At 43.9% G+C, this 16,301-nt stretch carries 12 protein-coding genes; 9 read left to right on the plus strand and 3 right to left on the minus strand.

What is annotated here, in order from left to right; all coding sequences use genetic code 11:
• Positions 1 to 54: 54 nt before the first annotated feature.
• Positions 55 to 1,299: a DUF1015 domain-containing protein gene (locus HGO97_RS18995; RefSeq protein WP_216244461.1), complete on the minus strand. Its 1,245-nt coding sequence runs from the start codon at positions 1,297 to 1,299 to the stop codon at positions 55 to 57.
• Positions 1,300 to 1,612: 313 nt separating this feature from the next.
• Between HGO97_RS18995 and HGO97_RS19000 the strand changes: the two genes are divergently transcribed.
• Both HGO97_RS19000 and HGO97_RS19005 read left to right on the plus strand, forming a co-directional pair.
• The gene (locus HGO97_RS19000; RefSeq protein WP_216244462.1) at positions 1,613 to 4,222 is read left to right on the plus strand and encodes an ABC transporter permease; all 2,610 of its coding nucleotides are present in this window, start codon (positions 1,613 to 1,615) and stop codon (positions 4,220 to 4,222) included.
• Positions 4,210 to 4,971 carry an ABC transporter ATP-binding protein gene (locus tag HGO97_RS19005; protein ID WP_216244463.1) on the plus strand — a complete coding sequence of 254 codons (762 nt, stop codon included), beginning with the start codon at positions 4,210 to 4,212 and terminating at the stop codon, positions 4,969 to 4,971. The genes HGO97_RS19000 and HGO97_RS19005 overlap by 13 nt, the downstream gene beginning before the upstream one ends.
• Positions 4,972 to 5,094: 123 nt before the next feature.
• Here HGO97_RS19005 and glgD read toward each other — a convergent pair whose 3' ends face one another.
• Complete coding sequence (glgD, locus tag HGO97_RS19010; protein WP_168866583.1) at positions 5,095 to 6,210, minus strand: glucose-1-phosphate adenylyltransferase subunit GlgD; 1,116 nt, start codon at positions 6,208 to 6,210, stop codon at positions 5,095 to 5,097.
• Between the two features lies 1 nt (position 6,211).
• Positions 6,212 to 7,351, minus strand: coding sequence for a glucose-1-phosphate adenylyltransferase (locus tag HGO97_RS19015; protein WP_168866584.1), 1,140 nt, complete (start codon positions 7,349 to 7,351; stop codon positions 6,212 to 6,214).
• A 270-nt stretch (positions 7,352 to 7,621) separates the two neighbouring features.
• Here HGO97_RS19015 and HGO97_RS19020 point away from each other — a divergent pair, with 270 nt between their 5' ends.
• From HGO97_RS19020 to HGO97_RS19050, 7 genes are all read left to right on the plus strand, one after another.
• Positions 7,622 to 8,701, plus strand: a complete 1,080-nt coding sequence (locus tag HGO97_RS19020; RefSeq protein ID WP_216244464.1) for a 6-phosphofructokinase — start codon at positions 7,622 to 7,624, stop codon at positions 8,699 to 8,701.
• Between the two features lie 114 nt (positions 8,702 to 8,815).
• A complete protein-coding gene (dnaX, locus tag HGO97_RS19025; protein ID WP_216244465.1) occupies positions 8,816 to 10,390 on the plus strand; it encodes a DNA polymerase III subunit gamma/tau in 1,575 nt (524 codons plus the stop codon).
• A 252-nt stretch (positions 10,391 to 10,642) separates the two neighbouring features.
• Entirely contained in the window at positions 10,643 to 11,650 is a 1,008-nt protein-coding gene (locus HGO97_RS19030) for a LacI family DNA-binding transcriptional regulator (RefSeq protein ID WP_168866472.1), read from the plus strand.
• Between the two features lie 300 nt (positions 11,651 to 11,950).
• Positions 11,951 to 13,327 carry an ABC transporter substrate-binding protein gene (locus HGO97_RS19035; protein WP_168866471.1) on the plus strand — a complete coding sequence of 459 codons (1,377 nt, stop codon included), beginning with the start codon at positions 11,951 to 11,953 and terminating at the stop codon, positions 13,325 to 13,327.
• Positions 13,328 to 13,409: 82 nt separating this feature from the next.
• A complete protein-coding gene (locus HGO97_RS19040) occupies positions 13,410 to 14,390 on the plus strand; it encodes a carbohydrate ABC transporter permease (protein ID WP_216244495.1) in 981 nt (326 codons plus the stop codon).
• Between the two features lie 2 nt (positions 14,391 to 14,392).
• Complete coding sequence (locus HGO97_RS19045; protein ID WP_216244466.1) at positions 14,393 to 15,238, plus strand: carbohydrate ABC transporter permease; 846 nt, start codon at positions 14,393 to 14,395, stop codon at positions 15,236 to 15,238.
• Between the two features lie 26 nt (positions 15,239 to 15,264).
• Positions 15,265 to 16,290, plus strand: coding sequence for a glycoside hydrolase family 130 protein (locus HGO97_RS19050; protein ID WP_216244467.1), 1,026 nt, complete (start codon positions 15,265 to 15,267; stop codon positions 16,288 to 16,290).
• The last annotated feature ends 11 nt before the right edge of the window (positions 16,291 to 16,301 follow it).

The raw sequence follows: 16,301 nt of genomic DNA on the forward strand, positions 1-16,301 counted from the left end.
CATCTCCTTTTCGCTGTATTGCATCACAGCTATATCATAATCAACGTTACATTATTATTGTTCAAACAGATGGATCAACAGTCCGCTTCGCAGCTTGGGTTCAAACCAGGTAGACTTAGGCGGCATCAGCCGTCCGGCATCGGCCACTCTTAACAGCTCCTCCATGGAAGTTGGATACATGGCAAATGCAGCACCATCTCCTGCATCATCCACGATTTCCTCAAGTGCAGCAATTCCCCGTATGCCTCCGATAAAACGGATTCGACTGTCTGTCTTGGGGTCACGGATATTAAGAAGAGGCCCAAGGACGACATTCTGCAGGATGGATACGTCAAGGCTGTTGACAGGGTCATCGGAATAGAGAAATGGATTAGCCCTCAGGCAGTACCAGGAGCCATTTCCATACAGTCCAATCTCACCTTTGCAGGTAGGATGGTATGCACTCTTTCCACACTCTGTTACTTCAAATCCGCTTCTTAAAAGATTCAAAAATTCATCGAAGGTATACCCGTTCAGATCAGTGACTACACGGTTATAGTCGTAAATCTTAAGTTCCTCGGCCGGAAACAGGACAGAGAGGAAATAGTTGAATTCCTCATTTCCAGTATATCCGGGATGCTGTTCTCTGCGTTTTAATCCTGCTTTTACGGCAGAAGCGGCGCGATGGTGTCCGTCCGCTATATAGATATCATCGATTTCCTGAAACAGCAGGGGAATCCTCTGTATATAATCTGTACGGCTGATCTTCCAGACCTGATGGCGTACAGAATCTTCACTTGTGAAGTCATACAGTGGTGCAGTCAACTTCACAGAATCTATGATCTGTGTCAATTCGGGCCGGGCATGGTAAGCCAGGAAAATAGGTCCGGTCTGTGCACTTAAGGTGTCCACATGTCTGGTCCGGTCCAGTTCTTTGTCCTCTCGTGTATTCTCATGCTTTTTGATCCGGTTCTCCAGATAATCATCGATCGAGGCACAGCCCACCAGTCCGGTCTGTGTCCGTCCATCCATTGTCAGCGCATAAATATAATAACAATCCGTATCATCCTGGATGAAAGAGCCATCTGCTCTCATTTCGTCTAGTGTATCTTTGGCCCTGTCATAAACAGTTTGGGAATACATGTCTATATCAGCGGCAAATTGTGTTTCCGCACGGTCGATCTTTAAAAAGGAAAGCGGATTGAAATCTACTGCTTTTTTGGCCTCTTTTCGGTCGTATACATCATAAGGCAATGCGGCGATAGAGGAAGCCAGCTCTTTTGCGGGCCGCACGCCCTGAAAGGGTCGGATGACTGCCATTGTTTGTTCTCCTTTCATCAGCAATTACACTTCAGCAGGACCTGTGCATGAAAGTTCATGGAGACAGGTAAGCCGAAACCTTCTTTATTTTAGCACAAAGGGGGAAAATTTACTATGGGATTTCTATTTTATTGGAGCAGGAAAAAGCATCATTCACGCAATAGGCATTGTATAAAATGGAAAATGGGAATAAGATAGGAGTAATATAAAAGAAAATGATTGGAACGGAAAACAAAATGGAAAGGGTGAGTCTTACCACAATTAGAATGAGACAAACAATCCGTTTAAACTGAAAAGCGGGGAGGGAGGATTTATGAATGCAGAGAGAAAGGCAAGAAGATTTCAGGTCATATGTGGATTAGTTGTATTTTTTTCAGTGTTATTTTGTAAAATCAATACAGATTCAGGATTCTGCAGTTTATGGGATATTTTTTACATGATTCGGGATGGGATGCTTAGAGATGGCAATTGGGGTGTTCGTCTCCATTGGATGGTTGCATTTGCCGGGCTGCTTGCAAATTCCTTATATTTTATCCGCTCGATCTGGCTCATGAGCGGTAGGAAAATTGGCTTTTTTGAGGTGCTGCCTGGAGTAGGACTTATCCTATATGTTATGTCAGCAGGGTTTGCATTACAGCCCTATGCATTTGTCGGAATCATGGTATTGATCTTTGATTATATGGGCGCACGCTGGATTGAGGAGCGTGAGGCGATTAATAAGGCATATGAAGAACAGAAGGCCCGGGAGCTTGCAGAAAAAGAGGAAATCAAGCGTGTCCGGCATTTTCCGGGGAAATACCCGGAGGAGTTTTTCCAGATGATTCGTAAGAATGCGGTCTACGGCAAAAAGGGGCAGATGATCTTGAGTGCGGGCTGTATCCTCATATCCGCATTTATGTATATCATGCTTACGATGTATGGGCTGATCTCACAGGTGCATGGTGAGGAAGACTTTGCTTTGGGATTCGGACTTGCCCGGATATTTCGGCAGACAGGTCTTTTGATGGGACTGTGCAGTATCCTGATGATGACCATGATCATTTCTCACTACATAAAAGACCAGAAGAAATCGAACCGTCTGCTTGTCATCCTGGGAATGCGAAGCAGGACTGTTTATCTGATGTTCGGGATTGTATTTGCGGCAAATGTGATATTGTCAGGAATTGCAGGGACTGTGATAGGCGGGGCAGCAGCATATCTTGTGAGAGATATCTGGCAGAGCGGCCTTACGAATAACGGGGTGGCGGTGGAACTGGCATCTGTGATCAGTGGTAAGACAATCGGAATGGGCATCTTGGGGTATTTGGTCATTGTCCTTCTGTCCCTTGGATTTAATCAGGAAAATGTGTTGAACCTGGCAAGGTCCATGAATATGAATGCCGAGGTGCAGAAGGAGAAGCGAGGGAAAAAGCATGCCCTTCTTTTGGCGTTTTTTGGCACACTCCTGTGGTTGATCAGCATTCGGATCTATTGGTCCAGAAGCTGGGCGGAGACAATGTTTATCCATATTCTTACTGTACTGGGGCTGTATTTGCTCTTGGTGGGTGGAATCAGCATGTATCTGAGCCGGCTTGAGCACCGGAAGGACAAGTATTACCGCAGCCTATTGGCCAAACGGCCGCTTTATTACCGCTATAACAAAAGTACCTGGAATTTGTTCTATCTGTCCGTGATTCACCTGTTTATCCTGGCTGTATTTGCCATACAGCTGACGGGAGGACTCCTGCATCAGAATATTGCCAGGCTGTATCCTTATGATATTGTCTGCACGGCTTACGATGCGGATATGCAGGAGCTGGGGGAGATTGCGAAGGAGCATGATGCAAAGGTGCAAGTCTATCCTATGCTGCGGATTACATCGATCTATGGATCTGATGCGCCGAATATTCAGTGGGGCGGCGTCCGCCCGATCCAGTGGCCCCAGGGACAGCATATCGCGGTCTCAGAATCTACATACCGTGCATTAAAGGAGGCTCAGGGAAAGACTCCGATGAAATTGAATCTGACAGGGGATGAGATTCATGTGGTATATCAGCAAGATCTGTCGGCCAAGGCACATACCATTGACTGGGATACCAACCGTATCCATAAGATGCTCAGGATAGGACAGCCTATGATGAACTATGTCACGGCTGATTATGAAAAAGTATTCCCGGAAAGAAAGATCAAGAGTGAAGAACTGGACAGTCTTACCGGAGTTTTCCATGAAGGAATGGAAGATAATCTGGTCGTATTCAATGATGTTTATTTTGAGAAAGAGTATGAACGGATTTCCGACTACAACCGGAAACAGTGGAGCCAGAGAGAGGCAGCAGATGCAGATGACTGGAACCATTATACATACACCCACACTGCTAATATGACAGAAGGACCGACGCAGCTTTTGTGTATAGATGTCCCAGAAAAGGAATATGCAGGCATGCTTAAAGATATGGACTATCTGGTCGAGAAACATGCTTTTGACAGTGCCTGGGACAGCGCAATCCTTCCCTTCTATGGCAAACAGCAGATGATCGTGGATACGGGGGCAGAAATCTTCTTTCGAAAACTGGTGTATCTCTTTATCGTCGTTCTGCTGTCGATCATGGGACTCTTCCAGTATTACGTGAAGTTTGAGTCGGAGGCAGGGGAATTGAAATGGCAGAATCAATTCTTGAAGAAACTTGGCCTTCGGGAAAAAGAGAGGAAGGCTGTGCTGACGGGGCAGATGAAGATATTCGCAGTGCTTCCATTGATTATTGGAACCTGTGGAGGCATCCTTTTCGGAGGCCTTAGTGTGAAGGCAAGGCTATATGATGCAGCGGCTCTGAGAAGCTTTTTACTGACAGGAGCAGTCGTGTATCTTATTTATATCGGTATTTGGATCATCTGGTATCTATGGATCAAGAAATTAATATGGAGGCAGGCAGAATGGGAGAAGTAAATGTATTACAAGTGGAGGAACTGATCAGAAATTATGAGAAGCAGACGCCGAGTGGCGTGAAGGATGAGATCAAGGTGTTAAAAGGGCTCAACTTCAACGTGGAAGAGGGCGAATTTGTAGGAATCATGGGAAAGTCTGGATGCGGTAAGACGACACTTCTTAAGGTGCTTGGTCTGATTGACAAGCAGACAGGGGGGATCTTAAAGTTCATGGGGAAGGATACGAATGGGCTTCATCCCGACGAGCTGGCGGATATCAGGAGAACGCAGATCGGATTTATATTCCAGGATTTCTATCTGATGGACAGTTTGTCAGTAGAAGAGAATATTATGCTGCCGATGATTCTGAATAAGGAAAAGTCAGAGGTGATGTCAGAGAAGGCGAAACAGCTTGCGAAGCAGTTCCAGATCGACCATCTGCTGGGGAAAGACCCATATGAACTGTCAGGAGGAGAAAAGCAGCGGTGTGCAATCTGCCGCGCGTTGATCAATGACCCCGAACTGATTCTTGCGGATGAACCGACCGGAAATCTGGATTCTAAATCAGGAAAAATTGTTATCGATGCACTGACAAGGATCAATGAGGAATACGGCAAGACGATCGTGATGGTTACCCATGACCCGAAGATGGCAGGATACTGTAAAAAGATTATACTTCTTAAGGATGGGATGATACTGGAAACTTTGGAAAAGACAGGTACAGATGAAGAGTTCTATCATCTGATACTGGATAAGATGAGTGAACTGTAATAGAATGATAGAATGAAGAACAGGTGTGGAAATGAAATCATATCATTTCCACACCTGTTGTGATATAAGAAACTTTTTTCTAAGGTAAGACATTTTCGTTCTCTATATCAAAAAACTTTATTGCTATAATGTATCTCTTCTCCTGATATATCCAGGCTTGTCTGGAGCGGCAATCACTTCTTTTGCATGAATCACTTTTGCCCCTTTATCTACGACTTGGTTTTCAATCAGTACATCTTTTCCAATCTTAGAACCAGGTAGAAGTACACTGTTCTTGACTACAGCGCCTTTCTGGATGACACATCCACGTCCGATGACAGAATTTTCAACGATTCCTTCAATGGAGCATCCATTCGATACAACAGAAGTCTTCACGTCAGCAGTCTTATAATACTGTGTCGGACAGGAGTCATTGGTACGTGTATAGATCGGCCATTCAGAATCAAACAATGTCATGGAATTCTTTAAGTCGATCAAGGAGATGTTGGCCTCATAGTAGCTCTTAAAGTCTGTGATGGAAGCAAAGTATCCTCTATGCGGAACTCCGCGGACATCAAGGTCTTCACACTGGTTATTAACGATCTGGGCCAGCGTGTACATGGAGGAAATATTCCTTGCCTTTTGAATCAGCTCTAACAGCAGATCCTTTTTCATCACGTAGGTATCCATGAAAATGCTTCTGTTCTTAGCGGTTCCACGGTTCTTCTCGATTGATAAGACACCCTTTTGACGATTCAGGTTCAGCATGTCACAGTTGAGGAACGTCTCTTTTGCATTATCCGTAGAGTGATACAGTAATGTGATGTCAGCACCGGAATCAATATGTGTCTGCAGTAACTGGTCGAAGTTCTGGGTATATACCATATAACTAGGAGCAATGACGACGTATTGATAATGCATCCTCTCGATGCACTCTAAGTTCTCCCAGTATGCTTCGATATCAGTATTATAAATATCATTCTCCGAGCTGCTTTCAGAGAAAAGTACACGCAGTTTTCCGCGCTTTGAGTTAATATTGTAATGTCTTCCTGTTCCAAGATGTTCTACAAGTGAACGGGGTTTTCTTCTCAAATAGACCTGAATCTGGTCGATGCCGCTGTTGCTCATATTGGAAATCGGAAAATCGATGACACGATATCTGCCGAGGAAGGAAAATGCTCCGATACTGCGATAAGTCTGAAGCCCTTCTACCCAAATGTGATTCCCGGAAGGATTAACAATTCCAAATGCGTTATTCATATTATTCTGCCCCCTTTACATGTTTCGCAACCAGTTCGATATGCTCGCTGTCAGCACTTCCTACGACAGTATTCTTATCGATCTTAATTCCGTCGGCAACGAGTGCGCGCGTTACAACAGCACCTTCGCCTACCTCTACACCAGGCATCAGTACACTGTCAATGATCTTGGCACCTGTACCGACCTTAGCGCCTGTGAACAAGACGGAATTCTTGATTTCTCCATCTAAGACACAGCCCTGTGTGATGAATGCATTCTTAATATCTGCGTTCGGTCCTACATAGTGAGGCAGGGTATAGCCGTCTTCTGTGTAGATCTTCCAGGTCGAGTCATTTAAGTCAAGCTCGTTGTTCTTATCCAGGAGATCCATGTTGGCTTCCCAGAGAGAATCGATGGTTCCTACATCTTTCCAGTATCCTTTGTATTTGTATGCATAGAGTCTTTTCTGGTCATTCAGAAGGGTCGGAATGATATCCTTACCAAAATCGTGGTTAGAATCGGCATCCTTCATATCTGCGAGCAGCATCTTACGCAGCAGCTTCCAGTTGAATATGTAGATTCCCATAGATGCAAGGTTGCTCTTCGGCTGTGGCGGCTTCTCCTCAAATTCAACGATTCTGCCTTCTTCGTCTGTATTCATGATACCAAAACGACTGGCTTCCTTCATAGGTACTTCGATAACGGCGATAGTCGCATCTGCCTGACATTCTTTATGATGTGCAAGCATTTTTGCGTAATTCATCTTATAAATGTGGTCGCCTGACAGTATGAGGACATATTCCGGTGAAAATGAATCAATAAAATCGATATTCTGTGAAATGGCATCTGCGGTTCCACGGTAAACATCCAGATTAGAATCTGCTTTTTCACGAGGAGGCAGTACATAAACTCCACTATTCTGGGCATCCAGGCCCCAGCGGCGTCCAGCAGCTACGTAGCTGTTCAGTAAGATAGATTCATATTGTGTCAATACTCCTACTACATCGACTCCACTGTTGGCACAGTTGCTCAATGGAAAATCGACAATGCGGTATTTCCCGCCATATGAAACGGCTGGCTTAGCCACTTTGTTCGTCAGATCATGCAGACGAGAACCACGGCCGCCAGCTAAAATCATTGCTAACATGTTGTTCTGTTTCATAATAAGTCCTCTCTTTCATATTACTTGTACATATTGTACAAGTTTTTCACTTGAATTACAATACAATTGTGCAAAAATGTGGATAAAAATTCATGCTTTATACATTAATGTCAGACCTGGACGATTCTGGGAACGAAGATTTTCTTGTTACAGTGTATAAAATAGGGTATAATTATAAAAGTAAGAAACAGCTTCACCTTACGGTGGAGCTTTTCGCAGTTGGTATATTCCCTGTGAATGTGTGGGGAACTTTGAAAAGGAGGATGTACTATGTTGAGGATCGGAATGTTGACAAGCGGCGGAGACTGCCAGGCTTTGAATGCTGCCATGAGAGGTGTTGTGAAGGGGATTTGTTCGAAACGCAAGGACGTAGAGATATATGGATTTAAAGATGGTTATAAGGGTCTGATCTATGCTAATTTCGAGATGCTGACATCGAAAGATTTTTCAGGAATCCTGACCAGAGGAGGCACGATCTTGGGTACTTCCAGACAGCCGTTCAAGCTGATGCGGGTGCCGGATGAGAATGGGCTTGACAAGGTTGCTGCTATGAAGCATACATACCATAAGCTGAGCCTGGATTGTCTGGTGATTCTGGGAGGCAATGGTACGCATAAAACGGCGAATATGCTGCGGGAAGAGGGATTGAATATCATCACGCTTCCGAAGACAATCGACAATGACCTCTGGGGCACAGATATGACCTTTGGTTTCCAGAGCGCGGTAGATATCGCGACAGATACGATTGACAGGATTCATACAACAGCGACCTCACACAGCCGTGTATTTATTATAGAAGTCATGGGACATAAGGTTGGGCATGTGACGCTTCATGCAGGAATAGCGGGCGGCGCAGACATCATTCTGCTTCCTGAGATTCCATATGATATCAATGTCATTGCTGATGTCATTCATAAGCGTACTGAGGCAGGCAAACCATTTACAATCCTTGCAGTAGCAGAAGGGGCTATTTCGAAAGAGGATGCGAAGCTCAAGAAGAAGGAATACAAAGAAAAGCTTGAGAAACGCAAATATCCTTCCATTGCATATGAACTGGCAGAGCAGATCCAGAAGAAGACGGACAAGGAAGTCCGTATTACAGTGCCGGGACACACTCAGAGAGGCGGCTCTCCATGTCCTTATGACAGAGTCTTCTCTACAAGAGTTGGTGCGGCAGCTGCCCAGTTGATTTTAGATGAAGATTATGGTTATATGATAGCGATGAGAAATGGTGAGACTGTGAAGGTGCCGCTGCAGGATGTGGCCGGAAAACTGAAATATGTTGACCCGAAGTGCAGTCTGATCAAAGAAGCAAAGCTGACAGGAATCAGCTTTGGGGATGAACTTTAGATTTATCTGGTAAGCAGCGAGAGGGATATGGATATCCGTTTTGATTTTTATCAGACAGAGAGGCGGATGGGAATGTCCGTGTTGATAGATTTTAGGAGAACAGAGGTGTGATTCATGTCGTATACGGCGCTTTATAGAAAGTTCCGCCCTACAGAATTTGCGGATGTAAAAGGGCAGGACCATATTATTACAACATTGCAGAACCAGATTAAGGCAAACCGCATTGGGCACGCCTATCTGTTCTGTGGGACCCGGGGAACGGGAAAGACTACGGTCGCGAAGATATTTGCCAAGGCCGTGAACTGTGAGCATCCGGTAGATGGAAGCCCCTGTGGGGAATGTGCGATGTGCAGGTCGATTGCGGCGGGCACATCTATGAATGTGATCGAGATTGATGCCGCATCGAATAATGGTGTGGATAATATCCGTGAGATTCGGGAGGAAGTGGCTTACAGACCGACAGAGGGGCGGTTCAAAGTCTATATCATCGATGAGGTGCATATGCTTTCCATAGGGGCCTTTAATGCACTTTTGAAGACTCTGGAGGAGCCGCCGGAATATGTTATTTTTATTTTGGCGACAACGGAGGTGCATAAGATTCCAATCACGATATTGTCCCGCTGTCAGCATTATGATTTCAAGCGGATCAGTATCGAGACGATTTCAGACAGATTGAAGGAGCTCATGATCGAGGAGCAGGTGGAGGTCGAGGATAAGGCGATCCGCTATGTGGCAAAGGCGGCGGACGGTTCCATGCGTGATGCGCTGAGTCTTCTGGACCAGTGTATTGCCTTCTATTTGGGACAAAAGCTGACCTATGACAATGTACTTGAGGTGCTTGGCGCGGTGGATACGGATGTGTTCAGCCAGCTTTTGCGCAATATCATCCGGCGGGATGTGCCGAAGGTACTGGATACAGTGGAAGAACTGGTCATGCTCGGAAGAGAGCTGACTCAGCTTTCCGTTGATTTTACCTGGTATTTAAGGAACTTGCTTCTGATGAAAACATCTGATAATATAGAGGATGTGCTGGATGTATCGACGGAAAATATGCAGCAGCTCAAGGAAGAGGCCGAGATGATCGAGACCGATATGCTGCTTCGCTATATCCGTATTTTTTCCGAGCTTTCAGGGCAGTTAAAGTATGCGTCCCAGAAGAGAGTGCTTCTGGAGGTGGCGCTGATCAAGCTGTGTACACCGGCTATGGAGGTCGATCAGGACAGCCTGCTGGACCGTATCCGTGCGGTGGAGGAGAAGCTTGAACAGGGTGTTCCTGCGGGGGCAGTACAGGAACGGGTCGTATATGTACAGGGAGATGGCACGGATTCACCTGCCAGCAAAGGACCGAAGCCGGAGCTTCCCAAAGCGGTTCCGGATGATATCAAAGAAGTTGTGAAGAACTTCAGACCCATTGCAGATGAGGCTTCCGGGCTGCTTCGGACATTTTTGAAGAAGGCCAGGTTAAGCCTTGGAGGCGATAACCGGCTGATGATTGTTATGCCGGGAGCGATGGAGGCTGAGGTGGTCGGCAGAGAGGACCACAGGCAGGAGCTGGAGGATCTGATCGAGAACCGGATCGGGAAGAAGGTAGAAGTGGAAGTCCGTCATGTGGAAGAGGGACGGCACTTTGAAGATACATTTGCAGACCTTGAGAAGTATATTAATATGGAGATTATTGTGGAGGATTAACAGAGTCCGGGTGTGGTATGCGGCGCTGTTGCGAAATGATGGTAGAAAACTATCGTTTTGCAGCAGCGTCTTTATGTGTGCAGATAATGTAACCTCATCAGGGAAGCTGAGAAATGGATTCCGGATATTCGCCTGACTGAAAGATTATGTTTAATTTCAGAAGGTTAAACATTGACAATACTGGTAAATTTGATTATATTAAAATTAACAACAAATGAGGTTAAATTAACAAGTATAATAAAGGAGAAGAACATGGCGAAGAGTGTGACGCTTGCAGATATTGCAGCTAAAGTAGGAGTAAGCAATGTTGCAGTTTCGAAAGCACTGTCTGGTAAACCGGGAGTAAGTGATGAGATGCGGGCCAGGATTAAGAGTGTGGCTGAGGAACTGGGATATGTATCAACTGCGTCTGGAAAATCAGGAAGTATAGAGACTGGAAATATAGGGGTGGTGATTCCTGAAAATTACTATGGTTATACAACATCGTTCTATGGGCAGATGTATGAAAAAGTTGTGAGGGCTTTGTACAATAATAAATATTACGGTATTTTAGAATTGCTGACCCAGGAAGATGAAAAAGGATGTAATATTCCCAAAGTGATGCAGGACGAAAAAGTTGACGGGCTGATTCTTTTGGGTCAGATGGATGAGGCGTACATAGCAAAGATGGTCGGTCAGACGGAGCTTCCCGTGTTCTTTCTGGATACTTATGTCCGCGCGACGACTTTTGATACCGTGATTTCGGATGGCTATTACGGAATGTATATGCTTACGAATTATCTGGTCAGCCAGGGACACAGGAAGATCGGATTTGTTGGAAGTGTGGATGTCACCAGCAGTATCACGGACAGATTCTGGGGATACAGAAGGGCTCTCAGGGAAAATGGAATCGAATTCGAGGAATCCTGGGAGATACCGGATCGCAGTGAGGATGGAAAAAGTTTTGAAAAAATCTTGGATTCTCCTGCCGGACTGGATGCCTTTGCATGCAACTCTGATTTTACTGCACATATACTGATCCAGAATCTGGAGGAGGCAGGATACCATGTCCCGGAGGATGTATCCGTTGTCGGGTTTGATAATTTCCTGCCCGCCGGGATGGAGTCTGATCGGATTACGACATATGGAGTGGATATGGAGCGTATGGCGGAAACATGCGTGAAGTCACTGATCAAAAAAATAAAGCATAAGAAATATGTAGAAGGAATTCAAATTGTGACGGGAAAGATGGTTCTGAAGAAAACGGTACGGAAGAAGTAGTACAGTTCCTGTCAGGGAGTAATGTGATGTTACTCCCCTTTTTTTATAATACAGGAAGCTTTTTTGTTTCTGTAAACCTAATTAAAAACTTCAAAATTAATTAAATAAAGTTAATATGAAGAATAAATTAATTAATTTCATGGTTAAAATTACTAAAAATAAAAGCTAAAATTTGATTAAAATGCCGAAAATGCGTGTGAATAGGTTAAAACAAAGAAAAAGCATTGAAAATAAAAGAAAAGTATATTATAGTTAAATTAACTTAAAAATAGTTAATAAATTAATTAAAAGGAGAACGTTATGAAAAAGGCAACTTTAAAAAAGGCATTCACAGTCACTCTTTCAGCAGCCATGGTGTTATCTTTAGCAGCCTGTGGGAATTCTAAGAAAGAAAAACCGGAAAAAGAAGTAATGGATGTTACGATTGACCAGATTAAACTGGGAGAAGATTATACAGACCTCAAAGCGGATCTGAAATTCCTGACCCATAAGACTGATGTCGTGGATACAACATTCAAACAATACATAGAAGAGTTCCAGAAGCTATATCCGAATATCAATATCGAGTATGAAGGAATTACAGATTATGCAAATGACATCACAACTCGTCTGACAACAGGAGACTGGGGAGACATCTGCATGATTCCTACAACGGTCGATAAGGATGAACTTGGAAATTATTTTACAAAATTAGGAGATAAAAAAGCTCTCTCAGATATCTATGAAGGCAAATTCCTGGAAGCATATTCCTATGAGGGTACGTCCTATGGTATTCCTTCTATGGCGAATGTACAGGGAGTTGTATACAACAAGGCGGTATTTGAAAAGGCGGGAATCAAAGATGTTCCAAAGACACCGGAAGAATTCCTGGGAGCACTTCAGAAGATCAAGGATAACACAGATGCCATTCCTCTTTATACGAACTTTGCAGCAGGCTGGACAATGACAGCATGGGATGCTTATATTGACGGTGGAGCAACAGGAGATCCGGATTTTGCTTATGAGGGGCTGACAAAGGGAGAGAACCCGTTCTCAGACAGAGGCGATGGAACAGGACCTTATGCAGTATATGATACTTTATATGAGGCCGTAAAACAGGGACTGACGGAGGAAGATCCAACGACGACTGACTGGGAAGGCAGCAAAGGAATGATGAATAAAGGCGAGATCGGATGTATGGCTCTTGGTTCATGGTCAATCACACAGATTCAGCAGGCAGGTGAGAATGCGGATGATATAGGTTATATGACTTTCCCGATTACTGTTGAAGGAAAACAATATGCATCAGCAGGCGGAGACTACAATTATGGTATCAACTGCAACAGCTCAAAGGACAATCAGATTGCCGCAATGTGCTATATCAAATGGCTGGTGGAAAAGTCTGGATTTGCACAGAGCGAAGGCGGACTTTCTGCAGTGATCGGAGATGAATATCCGGAAGCACTGTCAGCCCTCGACGGAATAGAACTTGTTGTAAACAATCCGGCTCCGGATGAAGATGCGAATCTGTTTAATGATGTAAATAATGATTCAGAACTGGGAATCAATGTGTCAGGTGCGATTCCGACAGAGATTATTGAGGAAGCAACCGGAGGCACAAAGACAATGGATGACCTGGTCAATGAGTGGAATGAACGATGGACAACAGCCCAGGAAGCAAATGGGATCACGCATTAATACCAAAGAGGCTGTGAAAAAAGCTGGAATAAAAAGCTTTTTTTACAGCACCTTTATCAGGAAAGGAGAGTGCGGGCAGTTTATGAATTCCGGGAAATCAAAAAGCTTTATCGAGTGGATTAAGTCGGGAAAAGTAAATCAGAGACTGGTTATCATTACATTTATGCTGGTACCGTTAACGCTGCTAATTGTATTTACATATATACCATTCGGGAAAATGATAGGGTTCAGTTTCTATGATATGAAGTATATTGGCGACAGAGAGTTTGTAGGTATGCAGAATTATATAGAAGTATTTACAAGAAAGGATTGTTTCAGTGCGCTGAAACTGAGTCTTTACTATATCGTTGCATCATTTTTCCAGCTTGGACTTGCGCTTTATTTTGCAACAATCCTGAGTGCAAAGACAAAAGGCGGAGGAGTATTCAAAGGTTTTATGTTCTTTCCATATCTGGTATGTGGTATTGCGGTCGGATTTATTTTTAAATTTTTCTATACAAGAGGATTTGTACTGGATACAGTGCTGCAGTGGTGCGGGTTTAATCTGGAACAGCTGCCCTACTGGCTCAAGGATACGAGCATAAATAATATCTCTGTAGCTGCAACATCGATCTGGCGGTATATGGGACAGAATATGGTGCTTTTTATCGGTGCAATTATGTCTGTGGATTCTACATTGTATGAAGCAGCCTCCATAGATGGCGCAAACGGGTGGCAGAGATTCAGGTATATCATAGTGCCGAGCATCAAGACAATAATTGTACTGAACATGATCCTTTCCATTACAGGTTCACTCAGTGTGTTCGAGCCACCATATGTAATCACCGGCGGAAATTTCGGCACTGGTACTTACTTTGTAATTATGAATAAACTTGCACACGAAAGCCAGAAGGTCGGACTTGCATCGGCAATGGCAATCATACTGCTTGTGATGATCATAATTGTAACTGCGATCCAAAAGTTTATTGAAAGATATTACTTTGGTGTGGGTGATCAGGAAGCGATCCGGACAATCAGAAAACAAAAGAAGCTTTTAAAGAAAGAGCAGGAAGGAGGAAGATGATAATGACGGCTGCCAGAGCAAAAAAAATTATCTGGAATGTTTTTAAATATGCAACACTGATTCTGGGTGCGTTTATATCAGTCCTTCCTGTTGTTGTGTGTGTAATTACCGCGTTTAAATCACCGGAAGAGTATGCGTCTACAAATGTCATGACACTCCCGCAAAGCTGGACCTATCTGGAGAACTTTGTGCAGGCATGGAAGCAGGCAAACATGGGGATTGCATTTAGAAACTCAGCAATCATCCTGGTGTGTGTACTGACAGGATCTATTCTGACAGGCTCGATGCTTGCATATGTATTGAGCCGCTTTAAATTTAAAGGAAACGCTCTGATCAGGAATATGTTCTTATTTGCATCACTGCTTCCTGGAATCGCCATGCAGGTTTCCGTATATCAGATTATGTATAGTTTAGGATGGATCAACTTTATGCCGGGTTATATCATTATGATGTGCGGTACAGATATTATTTCAATTTATATCTTTATCCAGTTTTTTGAGAATATCTCCACATCTCTGGATGAATCTGCAATTATGGATGGATGCACATATTTTGGAGTGTTTTTCAGAATTCTATTCCCGCTCCTGAAGCCGGCGATCGTTACAGTAATGATTTTAAAGGGTGTGGGTGTATATAACGAATACTATACAGCGAACTTATATTTGCAGGATAAGAACAATCTGGTAACAGTAGCCACCTCGTTGTTTAAATTTACAGGTCCTTTGGGAAATCAGTACAACTATATATGTGCAGGCGTAATCATCACGATGATTCCGGCGCTTTTAATCTTTATCTTTTGTCAGAAGCAAATTTACAGCGGACTTACACAGGGGGCTGTAAAAGGTTAGAAAAACATTATTTTGGAGGATATTTTATGAGTGAGGTAAAAATAATCGGTGCAAATGTACCGAATGTACCATGGCAGGACAGGCCGTCTGATGATAAAGGGCGGCTGCCGGTATGGAGATATAAAGAAAATCCGATTATAGGAAGAAATCCGGCAGAGGGAGTTGCACGTATCTTCAATAGCGCAGTGATTCCTTACGAAGGGAAATTTATCGGTGTATTCCGTGGTGAACAGACAAATGGGATTCCATATATATATTTAGGAAGAAGTGAGGATGGCATCCACTGGGAATATGAGAAAGAAAAAATTCCATTTAAGGATGAGGATGGAAATGATTTCATGCCCAGATACGCATATGATCCAAGGCTTGTAAAAGTCGAAGATACATACTATATCATCTGGTGTCAGGATTTTTACGGGGCGGCAATCGGCGTGGCGAAGACGCAGGATTTTAAGACATTTACAAGGATTGAGAATCCCTTCCTTCCATTTAACAGAAATGCGGTACTGTTTCCAAGAAAAATAAATGGGAAATTTATGATGCTGTCCCGACCAAGCGACAGCGGACATACTCCATTTGGAGATATCTTCCTTTCAGAAAGCCCGGATATGGAATACTGGGGGAAACACCGTCATGTTATGGGCAAAAGTGGCAAGTGGTGGGAAAATCTAAAAATCGGCGGAGGTGCCGCACCAATTGAGACTACAGAAGGCTGGCTTTTGTTCTATCATGGTGTGACGGGAACCTGCAGTGGCTATGTATACAGTATTGGAGGGGCAATCCTGGACATTGACAATCCTTCAGTCGTAAAATACCGCTGTGAAACATTCCTGCTGACACCAGAGGAATGGTATGAAGAACGTGGATTTGTGCCGAATGTAACCTTCCCGTGCGCAACAATCCATGATGCCAAAAGCGGAAAAATCGCGATTTATTATGGCTCTGCAGACACATATGTAGGCCTGGCATTTACTGAAATCAATGAAGTCGTTACTTATATTAAAGAGCATAGCGTGGTAACCGGAGAAGATACCGAGATCGGAAAACGATAACTGACCAGGAG

The sequence above is a fragment of the Faecalicatena faecalis genome, assembly GCF_012524165.2.
Classification (GTDB): domain Bacteria; phylum Bacillota; class Clostridia; order Lachnospirales; family Lachnospiraceae; genus Faecalicatena_A; species Faecalicatena_A faecalis.